At 53.0% G+C, this 19,410-nt stretch carries 15 protein-coding genes and 7 tRNA genes; 19 read left to right on the forward strand and 3 right to left on the reverse strand.

Annotated elements, in window-relative coordinates; genetic code table 11:
* The first annotated feature begins 140 nt into the window (after positions 1-140).
* The 4 genes from JQC72_RS15535 to JQC72_RS15550 all read left to right on the forward strand — a co-directional run bounded on the left by JQC72_RS15535 (position 141) and on the right by JQC72_RS15550 (position 579).
* Positions 141-234: transfer RNA gene (locus JQC72_RS15535), tRNA-Ser, on the forward strand.
* A gap of 105 nt (positions 235-339) precedes the next feature.
* Positions 340-415, forward strand: a tRNA-Phe gene (locus JQC72_RS15540).
* Between the two features lie 4 nt (positions 416-419).
* Positions 420-495 (forward strand) — tRNA-Thr (locus tag JQC72_RS15545).
* A 10-nt stretch (positions 496-505) separates the two neighbouring features.
* Positions 506-579, forward strand: a tRNA-Trp gene (locus JQC72_RS15550).
* Between the two features lie 2 nt (positions 580-581).
* Here the strand turns inward: JQC72_RS15550 and JQC72_RS15555 are convergent.
* Complete coding sequence (locus JQC72_RS15555) at positions 582-1,007, reverse strand: YugN family protein (protein WP_205497268.1); 426 nt, start codon at positions 1,005-1,007, stop codon at positions 582-584.
* Between the two features lie 55 nt (positions 1,008-1,062).
* On the opposite strand from JQC72_RS15555, the gene JQC72_RS15560 reads away from it, so the two are divergent.
* The 3 genes from JQC72_RS15560 (at position 1,063) to JQC72_RS15570 (ending at position 1,407) form a co-directional block, all read left to right on the forward strand.
* Positions 1,063-1,136, forward strand: a tRNA-Cys gene (locus JQC72_RS15560).
* Between the two features lie 102 nt (positions 1,137-1,238).
* Positions 1,239-1,325, forward strand: a tRNA-Leu gene (locus tag JQC72_RS15565).
* Positions 1,326-1,330: 5 nt separating this feature from the next.
* A tRNA-Arg gene (locus tag JQC72_RS15570) sits at positions 1,331-1,407 on the forward strand.
* Between the two features lie 1,014 nt (positions 1,408-2,421).
* Here JQC72_RS15570 and JQC72_RS15575 read toward each other — a convergent pair.
* Positions 2,422-3,843: a glycosyl hydrolase family 18 protein gene (locus tag JQC72_RS15575; RefSeq protein ID WP_205497270.1), complete on the reverse strand. Its 1,422-nt coding sequence runs from the start codon at positions 3,841-3,843 to the stop codon at positions 2,422-2,424.
* 159 nt (positions 3,844-4,002) lie between these two features.
* Between JQC72_RS15575 and JQC72_RS15580 the strand changes: the two genes are divergently transcribed.
* Together JQC72_RS15580 and JQC72_RS15585 are read left to right on the forward strand one after the other, a co-directional pair.
* Positions 4,003-5,658 carry a hypothetical protein gene (locus JQC72_RS15580; protein WP_205497271.1) on the forward strand — a complete coding sequence of 552 codons (1,656 nt, stop codon included), beginning with the start codon at positions 4,003-4,005 and terminating at the stop codon, positions 5,656-5,658.
* A gap of 102 nt (positions 5,659-5,760) precedes the next feature.
* Entirely contained in the window at positions 5,761-7,896 is a 2,136-nt protein-coding gene (locus JQC72_RS15585; RefSeq protein WP_302104944.1) for a S8 family peptidase, read from the forward strand.
* 287 nt (positions 7,897-8,183) lie between these two features.
* Here the strand turns inward: JQC72_RS15585 and mnmA are convergent, their stop codons facing one another.
* Complete coding sequence (gene mnmA / locus JQC72_RS15590; protein ID WP_205497273.1) at positions 8,184-9,281, reverse strand: tRNA 2-thiouridine(34) synthase MnmA; 1,098 nt, start codon at positions 9,279-9,281, stop codon at positions 8,184-8,186.
* Between the two features lie 188 nt (positions 9,282-9,469).
* Here mnmA and JQC72_RS15595 point away from each other — a divergent pair, with 188 nt between their 5' ends.
* From JQC72_RS15595 to JQC72_RS15640, 10 genes are all read left to right on the forward strand, one after another.
* Positions 9,470-10,840 (forward strand): TrkH family potassium uptake protein, encoded by a 1,371-nt coding sequence (locus JQC72_RS15595; RefSeq protein WP_205497275.1) that lies wholly within the window; start codon positions 9,470-9,472, stop codon positions 10,838-10,840.
* A gap of 251 nt (positions 10,841-11,091) precedes the next feature.
* A complete protein-coding gene (locus tag JQC72_RS15600; RefSeq protein ID WP_205497278.1) occupies positions 11,092-11,742 on the forward strand; it encodes an ABC transporter permease in 651 nt (216 codons plus the stop codon).
* A gap of 5 nt (positions 11,743-11,747) precedes the next feature.
* Positions 11,748-12,815 (forward strand): ABC transporter ATP-binding protein, encoded by a 1,068-nt coding sequence (locus tag JQC72_RS15605; protein ID WP_302104956.1) that lies wholly within the window; start codon positions 11,748-11,750, stop codon positions 12,813-12,815.
* Between the two features lie 112 nt (positions 12,816-12,927).
* A complete protein-coding gene (locus tag JQC72_RS15610) occupies positions 12,928-13,848 on the forward strand; it encodes a tetratricopeptide repeat protein (protein WP_205497282.1) in 921 nt (306 codons plus the stop codon).
* A gap of 92 nt (positions 13,849-13,940) precedes the next feature.
* Positions 13,941-14,270, forward strand: coding sequence for a hypothetical protein (locus JQC72_RS15615; RefSeq protein ID WP_205497284.1), 330 nt, complete (start codon positions 13,941-13,943; stop codon positions 14,268-14,270).
* A gap of 112 nt (positions 14,271-14,382) precedes the next feature.
* Positions 14,383-14,838, forward strand: coding sequence for a MerR family transcriptional regulator (locus JQC72_RS15620; protein ID WP_205497286.1), 456 nt, complete (start codon positions 14,383-14,385; stop codon positions 14,836-14,838).
* The gene (locus JQC72_RS15625) at positions 14,810-15,988 is read left to right on the forward strand and encodes an MFS transporter (RefSeq protein WP_302104949.1); all 1,179 of its coding nucleotides are present in this window, start codon (positions 14,810-14,812) and stop codon (positions 15,986-15,988) included. The genes JQC72_RS15620 and JQC72_RS15625 overlap by 29 nt, the downstream gene beginning before the upstream one ends.
* A 191-nt stretch (positions 15,989-16,179) precedes the next feature.
* Positions 16,180-17,610, forward strand: a complete 1,431-nt coding sequence (gene arcD / locus JQC72_RS15630) for an arginine-ornithine antiporter (protein WP_205497288.1) — start codon at positions 16,180-16,182, stop codon at positions 17,608-17,610.
* Between the two features lie 127 nt (positions 17,611-17,737).
* Positions 17,738-18,358, forward strand: a complete 621-nt coding sequence (locus JQC72_RS15635) for a DUF47 domain-containing protein (RefSeq protein ID WP_205497290.1) — start codon at positions 17,738-17,740, stop codon at positions 18,356-18,358.
* Positions 18,351-19,346: an inorganic phosphate transporter gene (locus tag JQC72_RS15640; RefSeq protein ID WP_205497292.1), complete on the forward strand. Its 996-nt coding sequence runs from the start codon at positions 18,351-18,353 to the stop codon at positions 19,344-19,346. Before JQC72_RS15635 ends, JQC72_RS15640 begins: the two co-directional genes overlap by 8 nt.
* The last annotated feature ends 64 nt before the right edge of the window (positions 19,347-19,410 follow it).

Genomic DNA, 19,410 nt, shown 5'->3' on the forward strand with positions numbered 1-19,410 from the left:
AAAAAAGACTCCTGAGACCCAGAAGTCGGCATGAAAATGGCGGAGAGGGAGGGATTCGAACCCTCGAGGCGGGTTTTGCCCGCCTACACGATTTCCAATCGTGCTCCTTCGGCCAGCTCGTTCACCTCTATAGGCAACGCGGAGAGGTGTCCGAGCTGGCCGAAGGAGCACGATTGGAAATCGTGTAGGCGGGCAAAACCCGCCTCGAGGGTTCGAATCCCTCCCTCTCCGCCATTTTCATGCCGACTTCTGGGTCTCAGGAGTCTTTTTTCAACAAATTGAAAACGAGCAATCCGGTTGACGGATTCCTCTTCACTATGTTAGGATATATTTCGCCTTGGTTCGGTAGCTCAGTTGGTAGAGCAGAGGACTGAAAATCCTCGTGTCGGCGGTTCGATTCCGTCCCGAACCACCATCATGCCGATGTAGCTCAATTGGTAGAGCAACTGACTTGTAATCAGTAGGTTGGAGGTTCGAGTCCTCTCATCGGCACCACGGATAGTGGAGGGGCGTAGTTTAATGGCAGAACAGAGGTCTCCAAAACCTCCAGTGTGGGTTCGATTCCTACCGCCCCTGCCAAATCACTTCCGGAATTCGTTTTGAATCCGGGATTCAAGCTCGTGAAGCGCCGATTGTGCCCTGTCGATCCATTTCTCATCGACAGGAGCGTCCTTGATGGCCGGTTCTTGGAACTGGTCGATCAAGCCGGAAAAGGTACCGGTGTCGGCATTGTCATCCGGTCCGGCTTGATATTCGTGACGCAGCACAAAAGGCCGGCCGAGCTTGACGGTGGCTTCTGGATCACCGATCCGTCCTTTGACGGAGGAAACGGGAACGCGCAGGTAAGACTGATGCGCGTCCGATTCCCAGTCCAGGGCCTTGTCAAAGTAACCGTGGTCATATTCATATGCACCGCCCAGTTGGAACCCTTCTTTAGCAAACAGGGATTCCACGTCGGCAAAACGTCCCTGTACGTTTTCGATCACGGGTGAGTGTAATGGGATCATGGATACCCCTCCTTTCACAGTAGTGTGCGACAGGATGCTGTCGATCATGCGATAAGGCGGCATAGCCAAGTGGTAAGGCAGAGGACTGCAAATCCTTTACCCCCGGTTCGAATCCGGGTGCCGCCTCCAAAATCTAGAAAAAAATTTCTTCGAAAAAAAGGGTTGACATCATGAACAAGCTATAATAAAATGAATGATGTCGCCGCTGATTGAAAGACAAAAACAAAACACGCGGACGTGGCGGAATTGGCAGACGCGCAAGATTCAGGATCTTGTGGTCGCAAGACCGTGGGGGTTCAAGTCCCTTCGTCCGCACCAACCATGTGCCCTTAGCTCAGCTGGATAGAGCGTCTGACTACGAATCAGAAGGTCGGGAGTTCGAATCTCTCAGGGCACGCCAACAAAAGCAAAACCACCATCCACATGGATGGTGGTTTTGCTTTTTGGAATGAGTCTAAAGCATTTCCGGATATTCATGGGTCCAAAAGCAAAGGAATCTTTTGAACACTCCATACGTTTGAAGACGTGGGATTCCCGGAGCGTTGGTGTCCGCAGTCCGTTTCCGCGACGACGACCGGGCTCAGGGGTGTGTCATCACCCAGTCCCATGCAGTTCTGCAGCAACGCTGTATGTACCCGTATGGGCGACGTACCTGCGACCAACGGAAGTGCCCGTGGTATACCGGTACGCCGGTTCCTCTTGACTCATTCTCATGGTCTTACTTGGTGGGAGTCTTCGCCACCAGAACCTCCTGCCACGACGTACAAAATCCGACTGCCAGTAGGATGAGCACAGTTCGATCAATATGCCAACATCTCGTGTTTGCCCTGGCCATCCCCGTGAAGGGGATCACGAGCAAACTCCTCCCTCGATGCAAATACCCCAAGAGCACTTCCTACCCTGTATCGCGGTGGTCGTCTTGTCTTGTTGCACTGCCGGCAGACAACCACGTGAATCTGCCCATTTTTGAAACCGTCCTCAACGGGATCCAAGTAATCGGCCCCATTGTCGGAACCCGTACCGATCTGGAGGAAACGTTCCAATTGCATGCGGCCGGCCGCACAAAAGTCATTGCCGATGTTCGCCGTGGGCTTTCAGACAGCCATTTCTGTAAAGATCACGCACATCCTAGATGGGTTCAGACTGCCGTAAATCTGATCCAGCCACTCACGATTTCAGGTGCACTGTTTTCCCTGCCCTGTAACGCAAACGCTCAAAGGGCGCTCGTGGGAAAATGGCCACTTTTTTAAGGGGGCGGGTCCGAATTTCCCATTGGGGCGACATGCGCTGTTGCTACGGAGCGGAGACAAAAAATCGGGGTCCGCGGATGATGTCAAACCCTGAATAGATCCTGGATGTATGATTTCCTTTCTTATCGGAATGGCCCGGATTTCTCCACCCCGACTGCTTACTTCTAACGATTCGATTGCTTCGCTTGTTCAATCAGCGTCCACACTTTCGGATCTTCCGTTCCGATATACCAGTGAGCCACACCTCCGATACCGGGAAAGCGTTGAATGATGACATTCAGTTTGGCATTGTAGCTGACGGTGTCCTGGAAATAGCCTGTCTCGGTTTTACCCTCTTGCCGCTTCACCAGATACGGTTCATGGTTTGCATCGCGTCGGAGAGACCACCCTTTTCGAAGCAGCATCTGCGCTGATTCATATGTCAACGGACCGGGATATGTACGATCTGTCCTCCACAGTTGGCCGGTCCACGGCAAAACCACTTGTATTTTCTCCACCGGCATTTTGGTAACAGCAAAAGCGAGGACCGTTTCCAACCACGTCAGCGGGGTCCCGGGTCCCGGCTTGTTCTGGCTGTAGTTAAATGTCATGATGTTCACTTTGTCTGCATGTCGGCCGAGTTGTTGCCAGTTCTGGGCAATCTGCCCGGACCATCCTCCCGGTTCACGGGTTTTGGGAAAAACGGAGATGTGCAGTTGTTTTCGTTTGGCGTGCAAACTGCGGGAAGCAAGCGCGACAAAATCGGACAAACGCTCCCGGTCCTCGGCGAGCAGCGGCTCCAAGTTTAATTCCACACCATCGATCTGTTGCCGTTCGGCCCATTGGGCGATTCGTTGCGCCAAAATATGTCGCCGGTCCGCCGTTGCCAGCCAGTAATGCAGTCGCTTGGGGTCCCAACCGTTTCCCAGGGAAAAGATGATGTCGATCTGGCGTTGTCGAGCCAGTGTCAGGATTTTTTCATTGCCTTTCGCCGAAGAAATGGGACCGATGGTACCGTCCGCCTTCAGTTCGTACCAAAAGAAATACGCTGTGTCTATGGAGGGAGCATGCTGTTGAAATGAAACAGTGGCGGTATCCGTTTCCCAATACGGTACATAAACGGCCACCTTGGGCTGAACGGGCGAAGACGGCGGGTTCGCGGTCGGCGGCGCGACTACAGGCGGTGACGGGCGGGACCTCCCGATATGGTCTGGTGGGGTGTGCTGATCGGGCGAATGCCAGCGGTTATGGAACGGTGGCGGTGGTACCGGCTGTTTTGCATCCGGGGAGGGGAAGGGACCGGATCCAGCGTCCGTGTCTCCCCCATCATCCTCCTCTTCCCAACCGTACGGATCATCCCCTCCGGCAAACGGTCGGGTTGAGGACGGTTTGGCAGGGGTGTGCTGCGGTTTCGCCATTTCCACCAGCGGGGCCCACCGGTTGACGAAATAGAGAACGCCCGCACTCGCCGTACCTGCGATCAATAGAAAGAGCAGAACGGTCCAAGTGGTAAATGATAAGCCCTGCCACTGCCATGATCGCTTTTCCGGTTGTTTCTCGGGTGGAGTTGGTTTCGGTTTTTTGTATAAATCAAAATGATTCCGCACGGTTCTCTCCTCCTGGAAAATGGGTCCATGCCTATCATAGTGAAACGATTCCGTGGGTAATAGTGCCAAAAGACCTATTTTTTGGTCCTGTTTTTGATGGAAGGAAAAGGGATTCTTCGTATCGTAATTAGCGATAGTGGAGAAAAGGGGGTCATTTTCATGTGGAAAATCTGTTGTTGGTTGTTGCTGGCATCTCTTTTGTGGGGAACTGCGGTAATCGGGCAGGCCATCCCACAGGTACAGGCGGAGGAAAGAAAGGCGGCGATGCTGGCAGACTATGCCATGGAAATCAGGGAAAAAACGCCACGGTCCGATGGGATTTACCATGTGGATACGCCCGCTATGATTCAACGGTTGAAGGAATTGAACATCAATACCTACTTTTACCTGGTGTGGCATGAGCGGACCGACTGGGATGATTTTGTGCATGAATTCATGCCGGCGGCTCAAAAAGCAGGTATCCGTGTCATTGTCTATCTGGTCCCGCCCACGGAATCGACGGGGACGAGAAAATCATATCCCTACACGACGGATTATCTCGCTTGGGCACAAGCGATCGCACAGATGTCGAAGCAATATCCGAATCTGATCGGTTGGGCGATCGACGATTTCAATCACAACCTGAATTTTTACACTCCGGCATATATGGAACAGATGAAGGAGACCGCCAAAAGCATCAATCCGGATCTGCAGTTCTATCCGGTTATGTATTCGGTGGCGTTGAACGAGGATTTCCTGAAAACGCGCGGCGCTTATATCGACGGTGTCATTCTGGCTTACCGGGACGATCCGTACCGAAACACACAAATCTGGGCATCGGAACCTGCACAAATCGAACAGGCGAGTGCGCTTACCCGAAAATACGGATTGGACCTGATTTGGATGGTGTACGCGTCCAAATTGTCGCGCACTCCGGCCAATCCCAGTCCCGTTTATGTGCGGGAAGTGTTGCAGACGGCGCTGGACGCGGTGCAGGACGGGAAACTGAACGGAGTGGTCACCTATTCGTTGGCCAAGGAAAATTTGCCCGAACCGGAAGATCATAAAGCGGCCGACGGGAATGGTTATCTCAGCTTTTTCGTCCCGGCTGCGTCAGCCACCCAACCCGGTGATCACGTGGATGCCACGCAAACGATCCGTTCGGTACCTGGTCGGACGGACTCGTACAAGCTCACCTTTCGGACGATGGATGAAGGGCCCAACATCCCCGGATATCACGTGAAGCAACTGCTGATCGACGGGCAAGTCGTTTGGGAAGAGGATGTGGCGACCGAATTGACCGATCTCAAATGGCGGGAGATCAGCCTCGATCTGACACCGTATCTCAAAGGGAAGCCCAAAGCGACGCTGACGTTTCGGCTGATTGAAAAAAAAGGTGTCAACAACTATTGGACCAATGTCGGTTTCGATGCGATCCAGGCGGAAGGGTTCAAACTGGACAATCCCCAATTTGAAACGGATGCAAGTTGGGCGATTGAACGGGACATGCCCCGCCTGATCGGGGAAATCCTGCATTATGATCCTGAGCGGCAAGCGCATACCTTTCATCATGTCAATACCACGTATCTGACTTACGATTTGTTTGACGATATCCGATTGGCACGCATGGACGAAGAGGTGAAAGCCAATCTGGTGAACACCGCCGAAAATGCGATGGATTACTATTTCTCCGAAGAAATCGGCAAAGCACTGAATCAATTGGAAGCGTTGGAGAACAAGATTTCGGCACAATCGGGCAAGGAGATTCCTCAGGAGACGGCTGATGCGTGGTTGAAGCAAATTGATGCCATCCGCGAGTTATACCGGTCACAGTAAAAAAGCGCAAAAATTTTTCCGGATATTTTCAGTATAGAAGGATTTTATGGAATAAACGAAGTATTGTATATAGGCCAAACATCTCATATCGGGAGGGACAGGATGCGCAGCAGAACCAAAGTGTTGTTCGCAGTGTTGTTGGCCCTTTTGCTCACGGTTACCGGTGCTTTCGTACCGGCTTCCGCATGGTATGATCCTTCCAGCGATCAAACGGTGGTCAATTCGGGAGGAGACGGGTATTACTTTGTCGAGTTGAGTGATCCTGCCATTGCGGAGTACAACGGTGGAATCCAGGGATACGCCAAAACAAAGCCCGATGAGGGCGCCAAGATCAGTATGCAGTCCGAAGCCGTGCAATCCTACGCCAAACGACTGCAGAGCAAGCGAGACACGGTAAAAAATTGGCTCCGGAGAAATGCACCCAAAGCAAGGGTAGTGACAGAGTATGCGATCACTTTGAACGGTTTGGCCGTAAAGACCAACGGCACAGACCCGAGCATCCTGCGTCAGGCTCCCGGGGTCAAACGGGTGGTCAAAAGCATCAAGTACCGCCCGGCAATGAATGTGAGCCACGAGATCATCCGCGACATCCCGATGTGGAAATCCGGGTATGACGGGAAAGGGATCAAAGTGGCGGTGATCGACAGCGGGATCGACGCCAAACATCCTTTTCTGACCGATCCTGCTCTAAAGACTCCTGATGGCTTCCCCAAAGGGGACACCCGTTTTACCAGCAACAAGGTGATCGTCGCACGGGTTTACTCTCCGGACCCGACCAAAACACCCGAAGCGATCGACAGTCACGGTACGCACGTGGCGGGTACGATCGCCGGCATTGCGGATTACCGAGATCCGTCCGGTACAGCGACGAAACCTTTGAGCGGTGTCGCGCCGAAGGCATATTTGGGTAACTACAATGTATTTCCGTGCAACGAATGCGAAGCGGAAAGCATCTATATCGCCAAAGCGGTGGAGGACGCGGTACGGGACGGAATGGATGTGGCCAATCTGAGCTTGGGGGGGCCGGCCGAACCCGGGTTTGACCTGCTGGCGGAAGTGGTCAACGCGGCCGTCGACGCCGGGATGGTCACCGTCATCTCCGCAGGGAACGAAGGACCGGGACCGATGACCATCGGTTCTCCCGGAACGGCGGACAAGGTGATCACGGTTGCCGCTGTGACCAACAAGCACTTCATCGGTTTGCCCATCAAAGTGACGGTGGACGGAGTGGAAAAAACACTGCCGACCGGTTCCTCCGCACCTGGCGGACAAATCCGGACGCGCGTGGCAGCGCCGCTGGCCGTCGTTACCGATGACAACGGTACGGCCTGTCAGGGAATCACGGCCGATTTGACCGGCAAAATCGCCGTGATCAAGCGCGGTGGATGCACGTTTACGGAAAAAGCCGCAGCAGCTCAGGAAAAGGGAGCCGTCGGCGTGATTTTGATCAACAACAGTGATGGTGATCCCACTTCCATGTTGGTGGAAGAAAGCGTCACGATTCCGATGGTGATGGTGTCGATGAATGACGGGGATTGGATTTTGAAGGGACAATCGGCGTCCGCTGTGTTGGAACCCCTCCCCGTGCAGGAATTTGCCACGACCAACGACAGCTATATCGCCAACTTCTCCTCCAGGGGGCCGACGGTAAACTACACACTGAAGCCGGATGTGGCCGCTGTCGGGGTGAATGTCTACTCCAGCGTGGTGGGAGGCGGTCTGGCGTCATACAATGGCACCTCGATGTCGGCGCCCCATGTCGCCGGAGCGGCAGCCTTGTTGCAACAGGCACACCCCGACTGGACACCGCAGGACATCAAAGCGGCGTTGATCGGTACCGGAAGGGATCCGAAGAGCGCAGCCAACCCGTTGGAGGTGGGCGGCGGTATCATCGACGTGGCCGCGGCCAACAAGCCGGTCGCTCTGGCCAATCCGGCAAGCCTGAGTTTCAAAATCGTGCCGCCCAACGGGAAAAACAGCAGCAAGACCATGCAGGTAACGGTCCAAAACCCCACAAAAACCAAACAGACGTATTACATCGTCGTTGACAACAATGGAAATGCCAAAGCAAGCACCACCTATCTCACCGTCAAACCGGGAGCTTCGGGGACGTTCGAGGTTACGGTTTCCGGCAAAGGAAAAACGGTGGGTCTGGATTATACCGGATATATCACGTTATTGGCCAAAAACGGCAAAAAGATTCGCATCCCGTACCACTATCGCGTGGATCATCACTAAGCAACAAGCCCGGACCAATGGGGTCCGGGCTTGTTATTGACAAAGTCCGCGGGCTCCGATTTCCCGTCTCCGCTCCGTAGCAAGAGCCAGAGTCGCTCGACGGGAAATTTGGACCCGCTACCCAAAAAGAGGGTGGCCGAATTCCTGCGAGCGACCTTTGAGCTGGTGAAACAGGAGCGAGAGGGAAAACGGCGCACCCGGAGGAATCACGAGTGGTTCAACACTTTGTCAGCAGTCTCCCCGGACCATTGCGGTCCGGGGACGTATTTTGTTCTTGTTCTGAGGAGTCAAGATGCCTCTTTTTTGTGGGTTGTGTCGATGATGCCGCCACCGAGACATACATCGCCATCATACAATACCACCGATTGTCCGGGAGTAACGGCCCGTTGCGGACGGGCGAATTCCACCAGCATCGTGCCGTCTTCCCGGGGATGCACGACCACTTCCTGATCCGGTTGGCGATACCGAAATTTGGCGGTACAACGGAAGGAATCCTTCGGCGCTTCCCCGCTGATCCAATGCACGTCGGTGGCGATGAGGGAATCGGAATACAGAGCGGGATGATCGTGCCCCTGTGCAACATAAAGAATGTTGTTTTCCAAGTCTTTGCCGACCACAAACCAAGGCTCACCCGTTCCGGAACCACCGATCCCCAAACCGTGACGCTGACCCAATGTGTAGTACATCAGGCCGTCGTGTCGACCTTTGTATTCACCGTCCAAGGTGCGCATTTCCCCCGGTTGGGCTGGGAGATAATGACTTAAAAACTCTTTAAAATCCCGCTCGCCGATAAAGCAGATTCCTGTGCTATCTTTCTTTTTGGCGGTGACCAATCCGGCCTCTTCGGCGATGCGCCGCACTTCCGGTTTGGTCAGGTGTCCGATGGGGAACAGTGTACGTGCCAGCTGTTCCTTGCCGACCATATAAAGGAAATACGTTTGATCCTTATTGGGATCCGCCCCGCGCAGCAGTTGAACCTCTCCATCCCTTCGCCGTATTTGGGCATAATGACCGGTGGCGATGTAATCGGCTCCCAGTTGCAGAGCTTTCTCCATGAATTCGCCGAATTTGATTTCCTTGTTGCACATCACGTCCGGGTTGGGCGTCCGGCCTTTGCGGTATTCATCAAGAAAGTAAGCGAACACTTTATCACGGTATTCCTTTTCGAAGTTGACCGAGTAGTACGGGATCCCGATTTGGGCGCAGACTCTCCGGACATCTTCAAAGTCTTCGGTTGCGGTGCAATTGCCGAACTCATCGGTGTCATCCCAGTTTTTCATGAACAAACCGATCACGTCATATCCTTGTTGCTTCAACAGGAGTGCGGAGACCGACGAGTCGACGCCGCCGGACAAGCCGACGACTACCCGCGGTTTTTTACTCATATGATCAAGTCCCCTTTCGTCGTTGATGATTGCCGGATCAAGGGGGAACGCAATTGCTTGTTCCTTCCTATCTTCTCCATTATAATCAAAACCAAGTGATGGACATAGTATGCCTGATGGAGTGTCTCATCCCACTTATTTAAAGTTAGTATATCACAGATGTCAAGGGTGAAAAGAAAGGGATCATGATGGATACCGTTATTGGCAAGAACAAGCGAAAACTGACGCCTCCCCAGATTTTGGTAATCGGTTTTGCCGTTACCATCCTGATCGGGGCTTTGTTGCTCACATTGCCCATCTCTACGGAAAACGGTCAACCGCTGCCGTTTGTCGATGCACTTTTTACGTCTACTTCCGCCGTTTGTGTAACGGGGCTGGTTGTCCGGGATACGGCGACGACCTTCAGCACATTTGGAGAATTGGTCATCATCACCCTGATCCAGGTAGGCGGACTGGGTTTCATGACGTTTGCCACATTGTTGGCGATATTGTTGGGGAAGAGAATCGGAGTCAAAGAACGGCTGGTTTTAAAGGAAGCATTTAATCAGTTGAAAATGGCCGGTATCGTTCAATTGGTTTTGTATGTCGTCATCATCACCTTCACTATCGAAGGGCTGGGAATGGTCGCATTGGCCTTCCAGTGGGTACCGCAATTCGGTTGGGAAAAAGGCTTGTACTATTCCTTTTTTCATGCCGTTTCCGCCTTTAACAATGCCGGCTTCGACTTGTTCGGCGATGTGTACGGGAAATTTTCCGGGTTGACGCATTTTGTTGAATCGCCGATCGTCAATTTGACCATTACCAGTTTGATCATTCTCGGCGGGGTCGGTTTCATCGTCATCGTAGAGCTGTTGCAATACCATCGAACCAAACGGTTGAGTCTACATACCAAATTGGTGCTGTCCGTGTCGGCCATCTTGATCGTATCCGGCATGCTGTTGATCATGATGGTGGAATGGATGAACCCCAAAACACTGGGTCCCCTGTCTTTCGGCGGCAAAATCTTGGCCGCTTATTTCCAATCGGTTTCACCGCGGACAGCCGGATTCAATACAGTGGACATTGCAGGTTTGTATCCGACGACGCAATTTCTGATCGTGATTTTGATGTTCGTCGGGGCTTCTCCCAGTTCGACGGGAGGCGGGATCAAAACAACGACACTGGCTGCCATACTGTTGTCTGTGTGGGCCATGGTACGGGGGCATGACGATGTGGAGTCATTCCGTCGACGCATCCCGAGCACACAGGTGTATAAAGCGTTGACGGTCACGGCGGCCGCCTTGACGTTGGTGATTGCGGTGACGATGGTATTGACCATCACGGAAAGTCATTATTTGGGCCGTGACATCCTGCCGGCACTGTTTGAAACGGTATCTGCCTTCGGTACGGTGGGATTGACGATGGGATTTACGCCGCACTTGACGGTGGCGGGCAAACTGTTGATCGCGTTCACGATGTTTGCCGGACGGCTTGGACCGGTTACCATCGCATTTGCCGTCGCCAAACGGAATGAATATCGTCCGTTCCGATATCCGGAAGAACGACCGTTGATCGGATAAGGACCGAAAACGAGGGATAGAGGGATTAAGGGAGTTATGCCGCAAGAAAGAACACGTCCGGCTTTTAGGGGGGATGGTTTGGGTACCGATGATGAACGGGGCAGATCATGATGACATGCAAAGCATGAGGAAGGGATGGCCGGATCACCACTGGTGCGTGGGGAGGAGCCGAGCATGGGACAAGGTTTGACAGGGACGGCTGTTTTGTCGCTCTCACGGATCGCAGGAGTGCTTGCCTGGGGGGGAATGTCATGTCTTCACCAGATGCGTGGCCTGCATTGATTCAGACGATACCCCAGTGGCTGGGTGTATGGTTGGGTTCGGTGGCGGTGGGCTTGGTTGTGACGGTTCTCAATCTGGCGGTAGCATTACCTGCGGCAAAGGTGTTGTTTCAAGTGAGGTGGAAGGGAAAACCGATCCTGCCGGGCTTCTTTCTGTTCGTGATCGTACTGTTGGCTTTTGCCTTGGGCATGATGGGGATGGACAAGGGACCGGTGGGTTTGGCACTGATGGTGTTCGTTCCCACCCTCCCCACTTCCATCCTCATGTTGACCTATGCTTATCAATGGATCGGGAAAGAAATGATGGAGCAGGCCAGTACCTTGGGTGCCTCTCCGATCCAGGTGTTTTGGACGATCACCCTGCCCCTGCTGCGGCCCGTGATCAAAGTGGTTTCTTTGTTGGTTTTTTTCACCGCATCCGGACAATCCCTTTTGATCCGGTGGATGGAAGGCGGTCGTTCCCTTGGGATCCCCGTACGGATTCATGACGGTTTGAACCGCACGACTGGCATGGTTTGCATGTTCCTGTTTGTTGCTTCCGGTATCGTTGCACTGATCTGGATGTGGTGGATGGAACGAAAACACAACGGCAGACGTTCGCAAGGGGAGGGATGCGGTTGAAAGAAATGTTGAAGTTGGAAAGATGGACCGCATCGCAGAACAGAAAAACAGTGTTAAAGGACATTCAGCTATCGGTGCATCAAGGGGAAATTTTCGCCTTTCTCGGCCCGGCAGGTGCAGGAAAAACCATCCTGCTTAAAACCATTGCCGGGCTGCATCCGATTCAGCGGGGGCGCATCTGGTTAAACGGAATGGATATCACGGCACAGTCCGCCCATCGGCGCAATGTCGTGATGGTGTTTCAAGAAGCAAGGTTGTTTCCCCATATGACGGTGGCGGAAAATGTGGATTACGGGTTGCGTTTTCGGAAATTGCCTCCGGATGAACGGAAAAACATGGTGCACAACGCATTGACATGGGTCGGGATGGCGGAAATGGCAGACCGGATGCCATCCGGGCTTTCAACCGATCAGCAACGTCGCGTTTCATTTGCGCGTGCACTGGTGTTGCAACCCGATCTGTTGTTGCTGGACGAGCCGTTGAGAGACTTGGAACCGTGGGTGCGGCAAGATCTGCGGAACCTGCTGAAAGAATTGCTGCACAAGCTCGGAATGACGGCCATCCTCTCCACACGGGAACGCGAGGAAGCGGTTCAATTGGCGGATCGAATCGCCATCCTCCATCGAGGACGTATCCTGCAGGAGGGAACGGCCAGACAGTTGGTCGACAAACCGGCTGAACCCGATGTGGCGAGGTGGATGGGATCAGCCGTTCTGATCCGGGGAGTTTGGCGAAAACGAGTGTGGGAAACGGATGTCGGATCTTTCCCCGTTGCGGCGTTTCCCCGTACTTTTCCGGAAGGAGCGGTTGTCAGCGGTGTGATCTACCCCTGCGATCTCCAGACAGCCGGCTGGTCGCAGCCCATTGGAGAGCGAACGCTGCGATTGGAGGGCAAATGGATGTATTCCACAGATACGGGAAGGGAATATCAGCATCACATTCAGTTGGACAATGGTGTCCGGGTGTCTGTCTCCAGTCGACGCCCTTTGGAACGATCGGAAAACGGACGGGTTGCCCTGTTGGTGGAAGCGGACCGCATCCCATTGTTTGCAGATGAGAAACATTTGTTATAATGATAGAAAAACATCATTCTTTTGAGGTATGATTTGTCTTTTGTTTCAAAAAATGTTGTCATAGTGGAATCATGAAGAACCTGAATCTTGACAATTGAATGGAGGGCGAAGCGTGGGAGAGCAGATGATTCCACTGTTCGACGGAGTCGGACATCCAGTGTGGTTGGACCGGGAAGAATTTCGCAAAGAGGTGATCCCCCAACATTTGGAGGCGGAATGGAATCATCCGGAGGAATTGTACACCTTTGTGGTGCAGATTTTTCGGGACGGTTTTGTTGAAGAAGCCGATCGCGGCGCCGACCGATTGCTGGAGTTGTACAACCGGGCTGAAGGTGTTCTTCTGTTGAAATCGCTGATCCTGTTGCGCAAGGGTGAAGACGAAGAAGCGGAAACCTTGGTGCGTGAATGCATGGAGAAGTACCCGGATCGTGGAATGGCACACACCTTCTTGGCCCGTATTTATGACAAACGGGGAGACCGGGAAGGTGTGATCGATTCGCTGCGCAGGGGACTGGAGCTGGAACCCAATCAGGAGACGGCACTGTTGTGGTGGGTCGATCTGACGATCGAAGAAGGCGGCAAGAGCAAGGCGATAGAGGAACTGAAGCCGTTTGTGGAGAAAGAAGGGGCTTGGTGGCCGAAATTGATCGCGGGTCGTCTTCATCTGGAAGAGGGGGACACCTCAGCAGCGGTTCATCTTTTCAACCATGTGCTGGAGTGGTTTCGATCCCGACGGGATGAACAGACGCCCCCGTCATTTGATGAAGAGATCGCGTTGATGACGGTCGTCACCATATTGAGCAAACACGGATGCCGGGACGAATTAATCACGCTGTGTGATCAGTATTGTCGGACGGATCACTCCACACCTTTTGCGGTTCTGGATTATGCACAGGCGCTGGTCGAAGTGGGGCGTATCGAGGAAGCGGTCGACCGGTTGCAACAAGCTTCCAACTTCGTCCTTCCCGAATATGTGCATTTGGTGGAACGAAAACTGTCGGAACTGAAGCAACGGTTTTCATTGAAAATCTGAATTCCGACTGACGGGACAGTCTAATCATGACAGCCTCCGGTTATTGTCAAACGGAGGCTTTCTTTATATCATGGAAAGAAGGAGTGTGACGGATGAGCCATCTGTGGTATGAATTGATCTACGACGAACGTCTTGGTATTGAACGCCCGGTGTTGCACGTGGCATATGATCAGTTGACCCTGGAGCAACAAGACGAGTTCGAAATGGTTTGTCAACGGGTATGTGCCCAAATTCCCCCGCAAATCAAGCTGCTGGAGCAAGCTTATATGGATTGTTATGAGCGCTTGAAACAGGCGGACGGGGACGAGGCGTTTTATGAGACGATGGAGAAAATGAACGACATTTCCAGCCGCATATGTGATCTGAATGTTTTGTTTTTGCAAATTGAAGGCAGTTTTTTGGCCAGTCGAGCGCATACATGACCAAGCAGGGATTCCTCGCTTGGTTTTTCTTTTGGTCAAACGAAGGGAATTAACGTTGACGTTAACGTTAATCTTTCGGTACAATGAATATCAATTGAAGAGGTGACCTGCCATGGCTTGGCTCAAAATTGAAGATGTCGCAAGGGAAACGGGATTGACAAAGCGGGCGATCCGTTATTACGAGGAGATTGGGTTGTTTCAGCCCAGCCAGCGCAGTGACAGCGGGTATCGCCTGTATACGGACGCAGATGTCCAAGAATTGAAACGTGTGGTGGACATCAAGGAGGTATTGGGATTTTCGTTGCAGGAGATCCAGCAGTTTATGGAGCTGGGCAAACGCATTGAGGCATATCGTCGGGATTACAGCCAAGCCACAGACCCGGCGGTGAAACGGCAGGATATCAGGGAGATGCGGGAAGCGCTGGAACAGCAGTTGCAGATGGTGGAAGCGAAAATGAGGAAGATGGTGACGTTTCAGCAAGAAGTGCAAAACATGTTGACCCAGCTCCGGAAGATAGAAGAGACAATGGAGGGAGAGAATGAAAAGCGTGGGTTCGATGATACCTGATGAACATGAGCGACGGGCGCGGCGCAGTATTTTGACCACCTGTTTGGCGGCATTGTTCGGCTTTATGGGAATCGGTGTGGTGGACCCGATTTTGCCGATCATCGCCAATCAGATCGGCGCGACACACTGGCAGGTGGAAATGCTGTTTACCAGCTATATTTTCATGATGGCGTTCATCATGATCCCCAGCGGGATCTTGGCCGCGCGTTGGGGCAGCAAACGAATCATGGTGTGCGGACTTTTTCTGGTGGCGGTCTTTGCATCGGCTTGTGCGATGTCATCCACCATCGGCCAATTGATGGCATTTCGTGCCGGTTGGGGAATGGGCAATGCGATGTTTTTCGCCACATCCATGTCCATCCTGATCGGGATGGCTGCCAACTTGGATCAAGCCATGGGTTATTATGAGGCCGCTTTGGGGATGGGTATGTCGTTCGGTCCGCTGTTGGGCGGATTGCTCGGTCAGTTCGGATGGCGGTATCCGTTTGTGGCCACCAGTGTCCTGATGCTGTTGGCGTTTGTACTGACGATTCTCCTGGTTCAGGAGCCAAAAGGTCAGGCCAGCCGACGTGCCGGTTTCGGCGACTTTGTCTCCGCCCTCGCATATCGTCCTTTTCTGTTGGTGGCCGTGGCGGCGATGCTGTACTACTACGCCTTTTTCACCGTTTTGGCTTATTCACCCTTGTTGTTGAAGTTGGATGCCATTTCTTTGGGGCTGATTTTTTTCGGATGGGGTGTCGGTTTGGGGATCGGTTCCACCAAGTGGGCGCACGGATTGTTGCATCGCCATTCGCCGATGTGGGTGGTCCGTCTGGGAGCGGGACTGATGGCGGCCGTACTGCTGTTGGTGCTGCTGTCGCCCAACAAAGTGATCACGATCGCCGTGATCGTATTGTCGGGTTTTGTGTCCGGGTTGAACAACACCGCATATTCGACATTGGCGATTGAGACATCCCAAGCCCAACGGAGCATCGCTTCAGGTGCGTACAATTTCATTCGTTGGCTGGGTGCCGCCGTGGCACCCGTGACGGCCGGATTCGCCTCCACGTTCTTTCCGACGGCACCGTATGCGATCGCGTTATGCTGCATGCTGATTTGTGCAGGACTGCTGATGTCGTTCAAAAGCACGCAGACACCGGTTGCATCATGATGATAAACTCGTCTTCACCCCAGGCTCCGCCGCCATTTTCGCCGGTGGAGCCTGTTTCCCCTTCTTGTATGGCAAAATTAACCTTTTTACATTTGCTCATCCTTTACTAAAATAAAGAAGGGCGAATTTCAATAGAAAGGTGGGAGAAGACGAGTCGAAGCCCACTTGACGGACTCGTCTTTTTATCTGATATGGTGAAACGGAAAGAACTGAACTTGTTTTCGTTGATTGCAATTGTGGTCGGCACGATGGTGGGCGGTGGTGCGTTCAATCTGCCGAGCGACCTTGCCGTCGCGGCCAACAGTGGTCCTGTGCTTATTGGTTGGCTGATTACCGGGGTCGGAATGATTGCATTGGCATTGGTTTTGCAAAATTTGGCCGTGCGCCGTCCCGATCTGGACGGAGGGATCTACAGTTTTGCCCGGGCAGGATTTGGTGAATTTTTGGGATTCAACAGTGCATGGGGATACTGGGTGTCGGCGCTGTTGGGCAATGTGGCCTATGCTACTTTGTTGTTCGGTTCACTCAGTTATTTCTTCCCCATGTTTGGCAAAGGGAACAACCTTCCCTCCATCGTTTTTGCATCCGTTTTGCTGTGGATGCTCCACTTTCTGATTCTGCGCGGGGTGAGGGAAGCGGCGTTATTCAACCTCATCGCGACAATCGGAAAACTGGTGCCCATTTTCCTCTTTTTGATTCTGATGGTTTTTGTGTTTCACTGGGATGTTTTCGTCCGTGACTTTTGGGGAACGGCTCAGGGTTTCGATTGGTCGGTGGTCAAACAACAAGTGAAAGACACCATGCTGGTGACACTGTGGGTCTTTGTCGGGGTAGAAGGTGCCGTCGTGCTGTCCGGACGGGCCAAGCATCGACAAGATGTGGGCCGGGCCACGGTTATCGGACTGCTGGGCACGATGGTGATCTACGTTTTGATCTCTGTCCTCTCCATGGGCGCACTCAGCCGAGGGACGCTGGCGAAACTGCATGAGCCATCGCTGGCGTATGTGCTGGAACACGTTGTCGGACCCTGGGGAGCTGTGATCATCAACTTGGGATTGGTCATTTCCCTGTTGGGGGCGATGCTGGGTTGGACGCTTCTGGCCGCCGAATTGCCGTATGTGGCAGCCAGAGACGGAATCTTTCCCCGTTGGTTGGGCAAAGAAAACCGCAACGGCAGCCCGAGTGGGTCGTTGTGGTTGACCAACGGGCTGATTCAATTGTTCATCATCATCGTCCTCTTCTCTGAGTCGACCTATCAGGTGGCGTATTCATTGGCCAGTGTCGCCATTCTGCTGCCTTACCTGTTTTCGGCACTGTACCAGGTAAAACTGGTATGGACAGGTGAAGGGTACGCTGAGGGCGAATCCCGAGGCAAAGATTTGCTGCTTGGAATTGTGGCTGCGCTCTACGCGTTGTGGCTTGTTTATGCCGCCGGGTTGGATTTTCTTTTGATGACGGCGATTTTGTATGCGTTGGGCATTTACTTCTATATTTCCGCCCGCAGGGAAAATGGCAAAAAAGCATTTCGCGGTTGGGAATTGTCGCTTGCTGCCGGAATCCTCATCGCAGCCGGTGCGGCAGTCTATCTGATTGCTGTCGGCCAGTTGTCCCCGGCGGGTTGATATTCCTGTAACAAACGATTTCCATCATGAACCATTCCTTTACATTTTGGTAAATCCCATTTTCAACCCTATCAATTAAGAGTATGATAAGGAATGGTGAAGAAATCATGGACAGGAGGAATTGGCGTTGTTGTTCAACCGAGCGAAGGATCGGGTCTTCTACCAAACATTGATCGACGCAGCTGCAAACCTCGTCGAAGCGATGCAACTGTTTCGCGAAAATGTTGAAACCCTGGAAGAGAAAGAGCAGTTCGCCGAACGGCTCAAAGAGCTGGAAGACAAAGGCGACGAATATACACACCTGATCATTCGGGAATTGAATCAAACCTTCGTGACACCGCTGGATCGGGAAGATATCCTGCAGTTGGCGGTCAAGTTGGATGATGTGCTGGACGGCATCGAAGCGTGCGCATCTCGTTTCGTCTATTTCCGTGTGCATCAAACCACGCCGTATTTGGTACAGTTCGCCGACATCCTGGAACGTTCCGCCAAGTACTTGCATGAAGCCTTCATCGCACTGGAAAAACGGGATTACGCCACGATTCGTAAACTCTCCGTCGAGATCAACTTGTTGGAAAATGAAGGGGACCGGCTGATGCGGGAAAGTGTGGGATCGTTGTTTGAAAACCCGACTGACCCGATTGAACTGATCAAGATGAAAGAGATCTACGAGAAGCTGGAAGGCGTGACGGATACGACGGAAGACTTGGCGGATGTGATGGAAAGTGTGGTTATGAAGTATGCCTGATCCGATGTGGTTAGTCGTACTCGTCGTCATTCTCGCACTCATCTTTGATTTTACCAACGGGTGGAATGATTCGGCGAATGCGATCGCAACCGTTGTCGGCACGCGGACGCTTTCGCCCTTCCAAGCCCTGATGTTGTCCGCCGTGTTGAACCTGGCCGGGGCGTTTTTCTCCACTGCCGTGGCCAAAGCGATCGGAAATGACATCGTTGATCCCAAAGGCATTACATTGCTGGTAATCGTCGCCACGCTGCTGGCGGCCATTTTGTGGAATACGGCCATGACACTGATGGGGTTGCCGATCAGCGCATCCCACGCCTTGATCGGGTCATTGGTCGGAGCGGCCATCGCATACAACGGGTGGGACGTGCTGCGGTTGAAAGGGATCGTCACCATCTTGATCGCCCTTCTGGTTTCACCGTTGTTGGGTGGCGTGCTGGGATATGCCATCATGAAGCTGATCCGCCGGGTGTTTGCGGAAACGTCGCCTTCCAAAGTGAAAAAGTGGTTCCGACCGCTGCAAATTGTATCGGCGTCGTTCATGTCGTTCAGTCACGGTACGTCGGATGCGCAAAAGGCAATGGGCATCATCACACTCGCCTTGTTCACCAGTGGCCATCTCTCCAGTTTGGAGGTGCCGACCTGGGTGATGGTCGCCGCCGGTTTGGCGATGGCCATCGGTACGGCGGCAGGTGGATGGCGTGTGATCCAGACGATGGGCGCTCGCCTGAGTCGGTTGGAAACTCCTCACGGCTTTTCTGCAGAAACCGCCGCCGCACTGATTTTGACGACGGTGGCCAAAATCGGCGTTCCGGTCAGTTCCACGCATACGATCACCGGTTCCATCATCGGTGTCGGTGCGGCCGAACGGATCCGCAGTGTGCGTTGGGGCATCGCCGGCAAGATCATCTACGCTTGGGTGCTGACCCTGCCTGGCACGGCCGTGATGGGCTTTATCCTGTATGAAATTCTGCGGGTGCTGGAACCGTAATCAACCATACAAAAAACCGGTCAATCGACCGGTTGGTTGTTTTTATCGACAAACCCAGCGGTTT

This window comes from Polycladomyces zharkentensis (assembly GCF_016938855.1).
GTDB lineage: Bacteria > Bacillota > Bacilli > Thermoactinomycetales > JIR-001 > Polycladomyces > Polycladomyces zharkentensis.

What these genes read in the sequence shown, in the direction of transcription:
- JQC72_RS15555 (WP_205497268.1), bottom strand. Translation starts at nt 1,007, where the DNA reads ATGATCCCATTACACTCACCCGTGATCGAAAACGTACAGGGACGTTTT.
- JQC72_RS15580 (WP_205497271.1), top strand. Translation starts at nt 4,003, where the DNA reads ATGTGGAAAATCTGTTGTTGGTTGTTGCTGGCATCTCTTTTGTGGGGA.
- JQC72_RS15585 (WP_302104944.1), top strand. Translation starts at nt 5,761, where the DNA reads ATGCGCAGCAGAACCAAAGTGTTGTTCGCAGTGTTGTTGGCCCTTTTG.
- mnmA (WP_205497273.1), bottom strand. Translation starts at nt 9,281, where the DNA reads ATGAGTAAAAAACCGCGGGTAGTCGTCGGCTTGTCCGGCGGCGTCGAC.
- JQC72_RS15595 (WP_205497275.1), top strand. Translation starts at nt 9,470, where the DNA reads ATGGATACCGTTATTGGCAAGAACAAGCGAAAACTGACGCCTCCCCAG.
- JQC72_RS15600 (WP_205497278.1), top strand. Translation starts at nt 11,092, where the DNA reads ATGTCTTCACCAGATGCGTGGCCTGCATTGATTCAGACGATACCCCAG.
- JQC72_RS15605 (WP_302104956.1), top strand. Translation starts at nt 11,748, where the DNA reads ATGTTGAAGTTGGAAAGATGGACCGCATCGCAGAACAGAAAAACAGTG.
- JQC72_RS15615 (WP_205497284.1), top strand. Translation starts at nt 13,941, where the DNA reads ATGAGCCATCTGTGGTATGAATTGATCTACGACGAACGTCTTGGTATT.
- JQC72_RS15620 (WP_205497286.1), top strand. Translation starts at nt 14,383, where the DNA reads ATGGCTTGGCTCAAAATTGAAGATGTCGCAAGGGAAACGGGATTGACA.
- JQC72_RS15625 (WP_302104949.1), top strand. Translation starts at nt 14,810, where the DNA reads ATGAAAAGCGTGGGTTCGATGATACCTGATGAACATGAGCGACGGGCG.
- arcD (WP_205497288.1), top strand. Translation starts at nt 16,180, where the DNA reads ATGGTGAAACGGAAAGAACTGAACTTGTTTTCGTTGATTGCAATTGTG.
- JQC72_RS15640 (WP_205497292.1), top strand. Translation starts at nt 18,351, where the DNA reads ATGCCTGATCCGATGTGGTTAGTCGTACTCGTCGTCATTCTCGCACTC.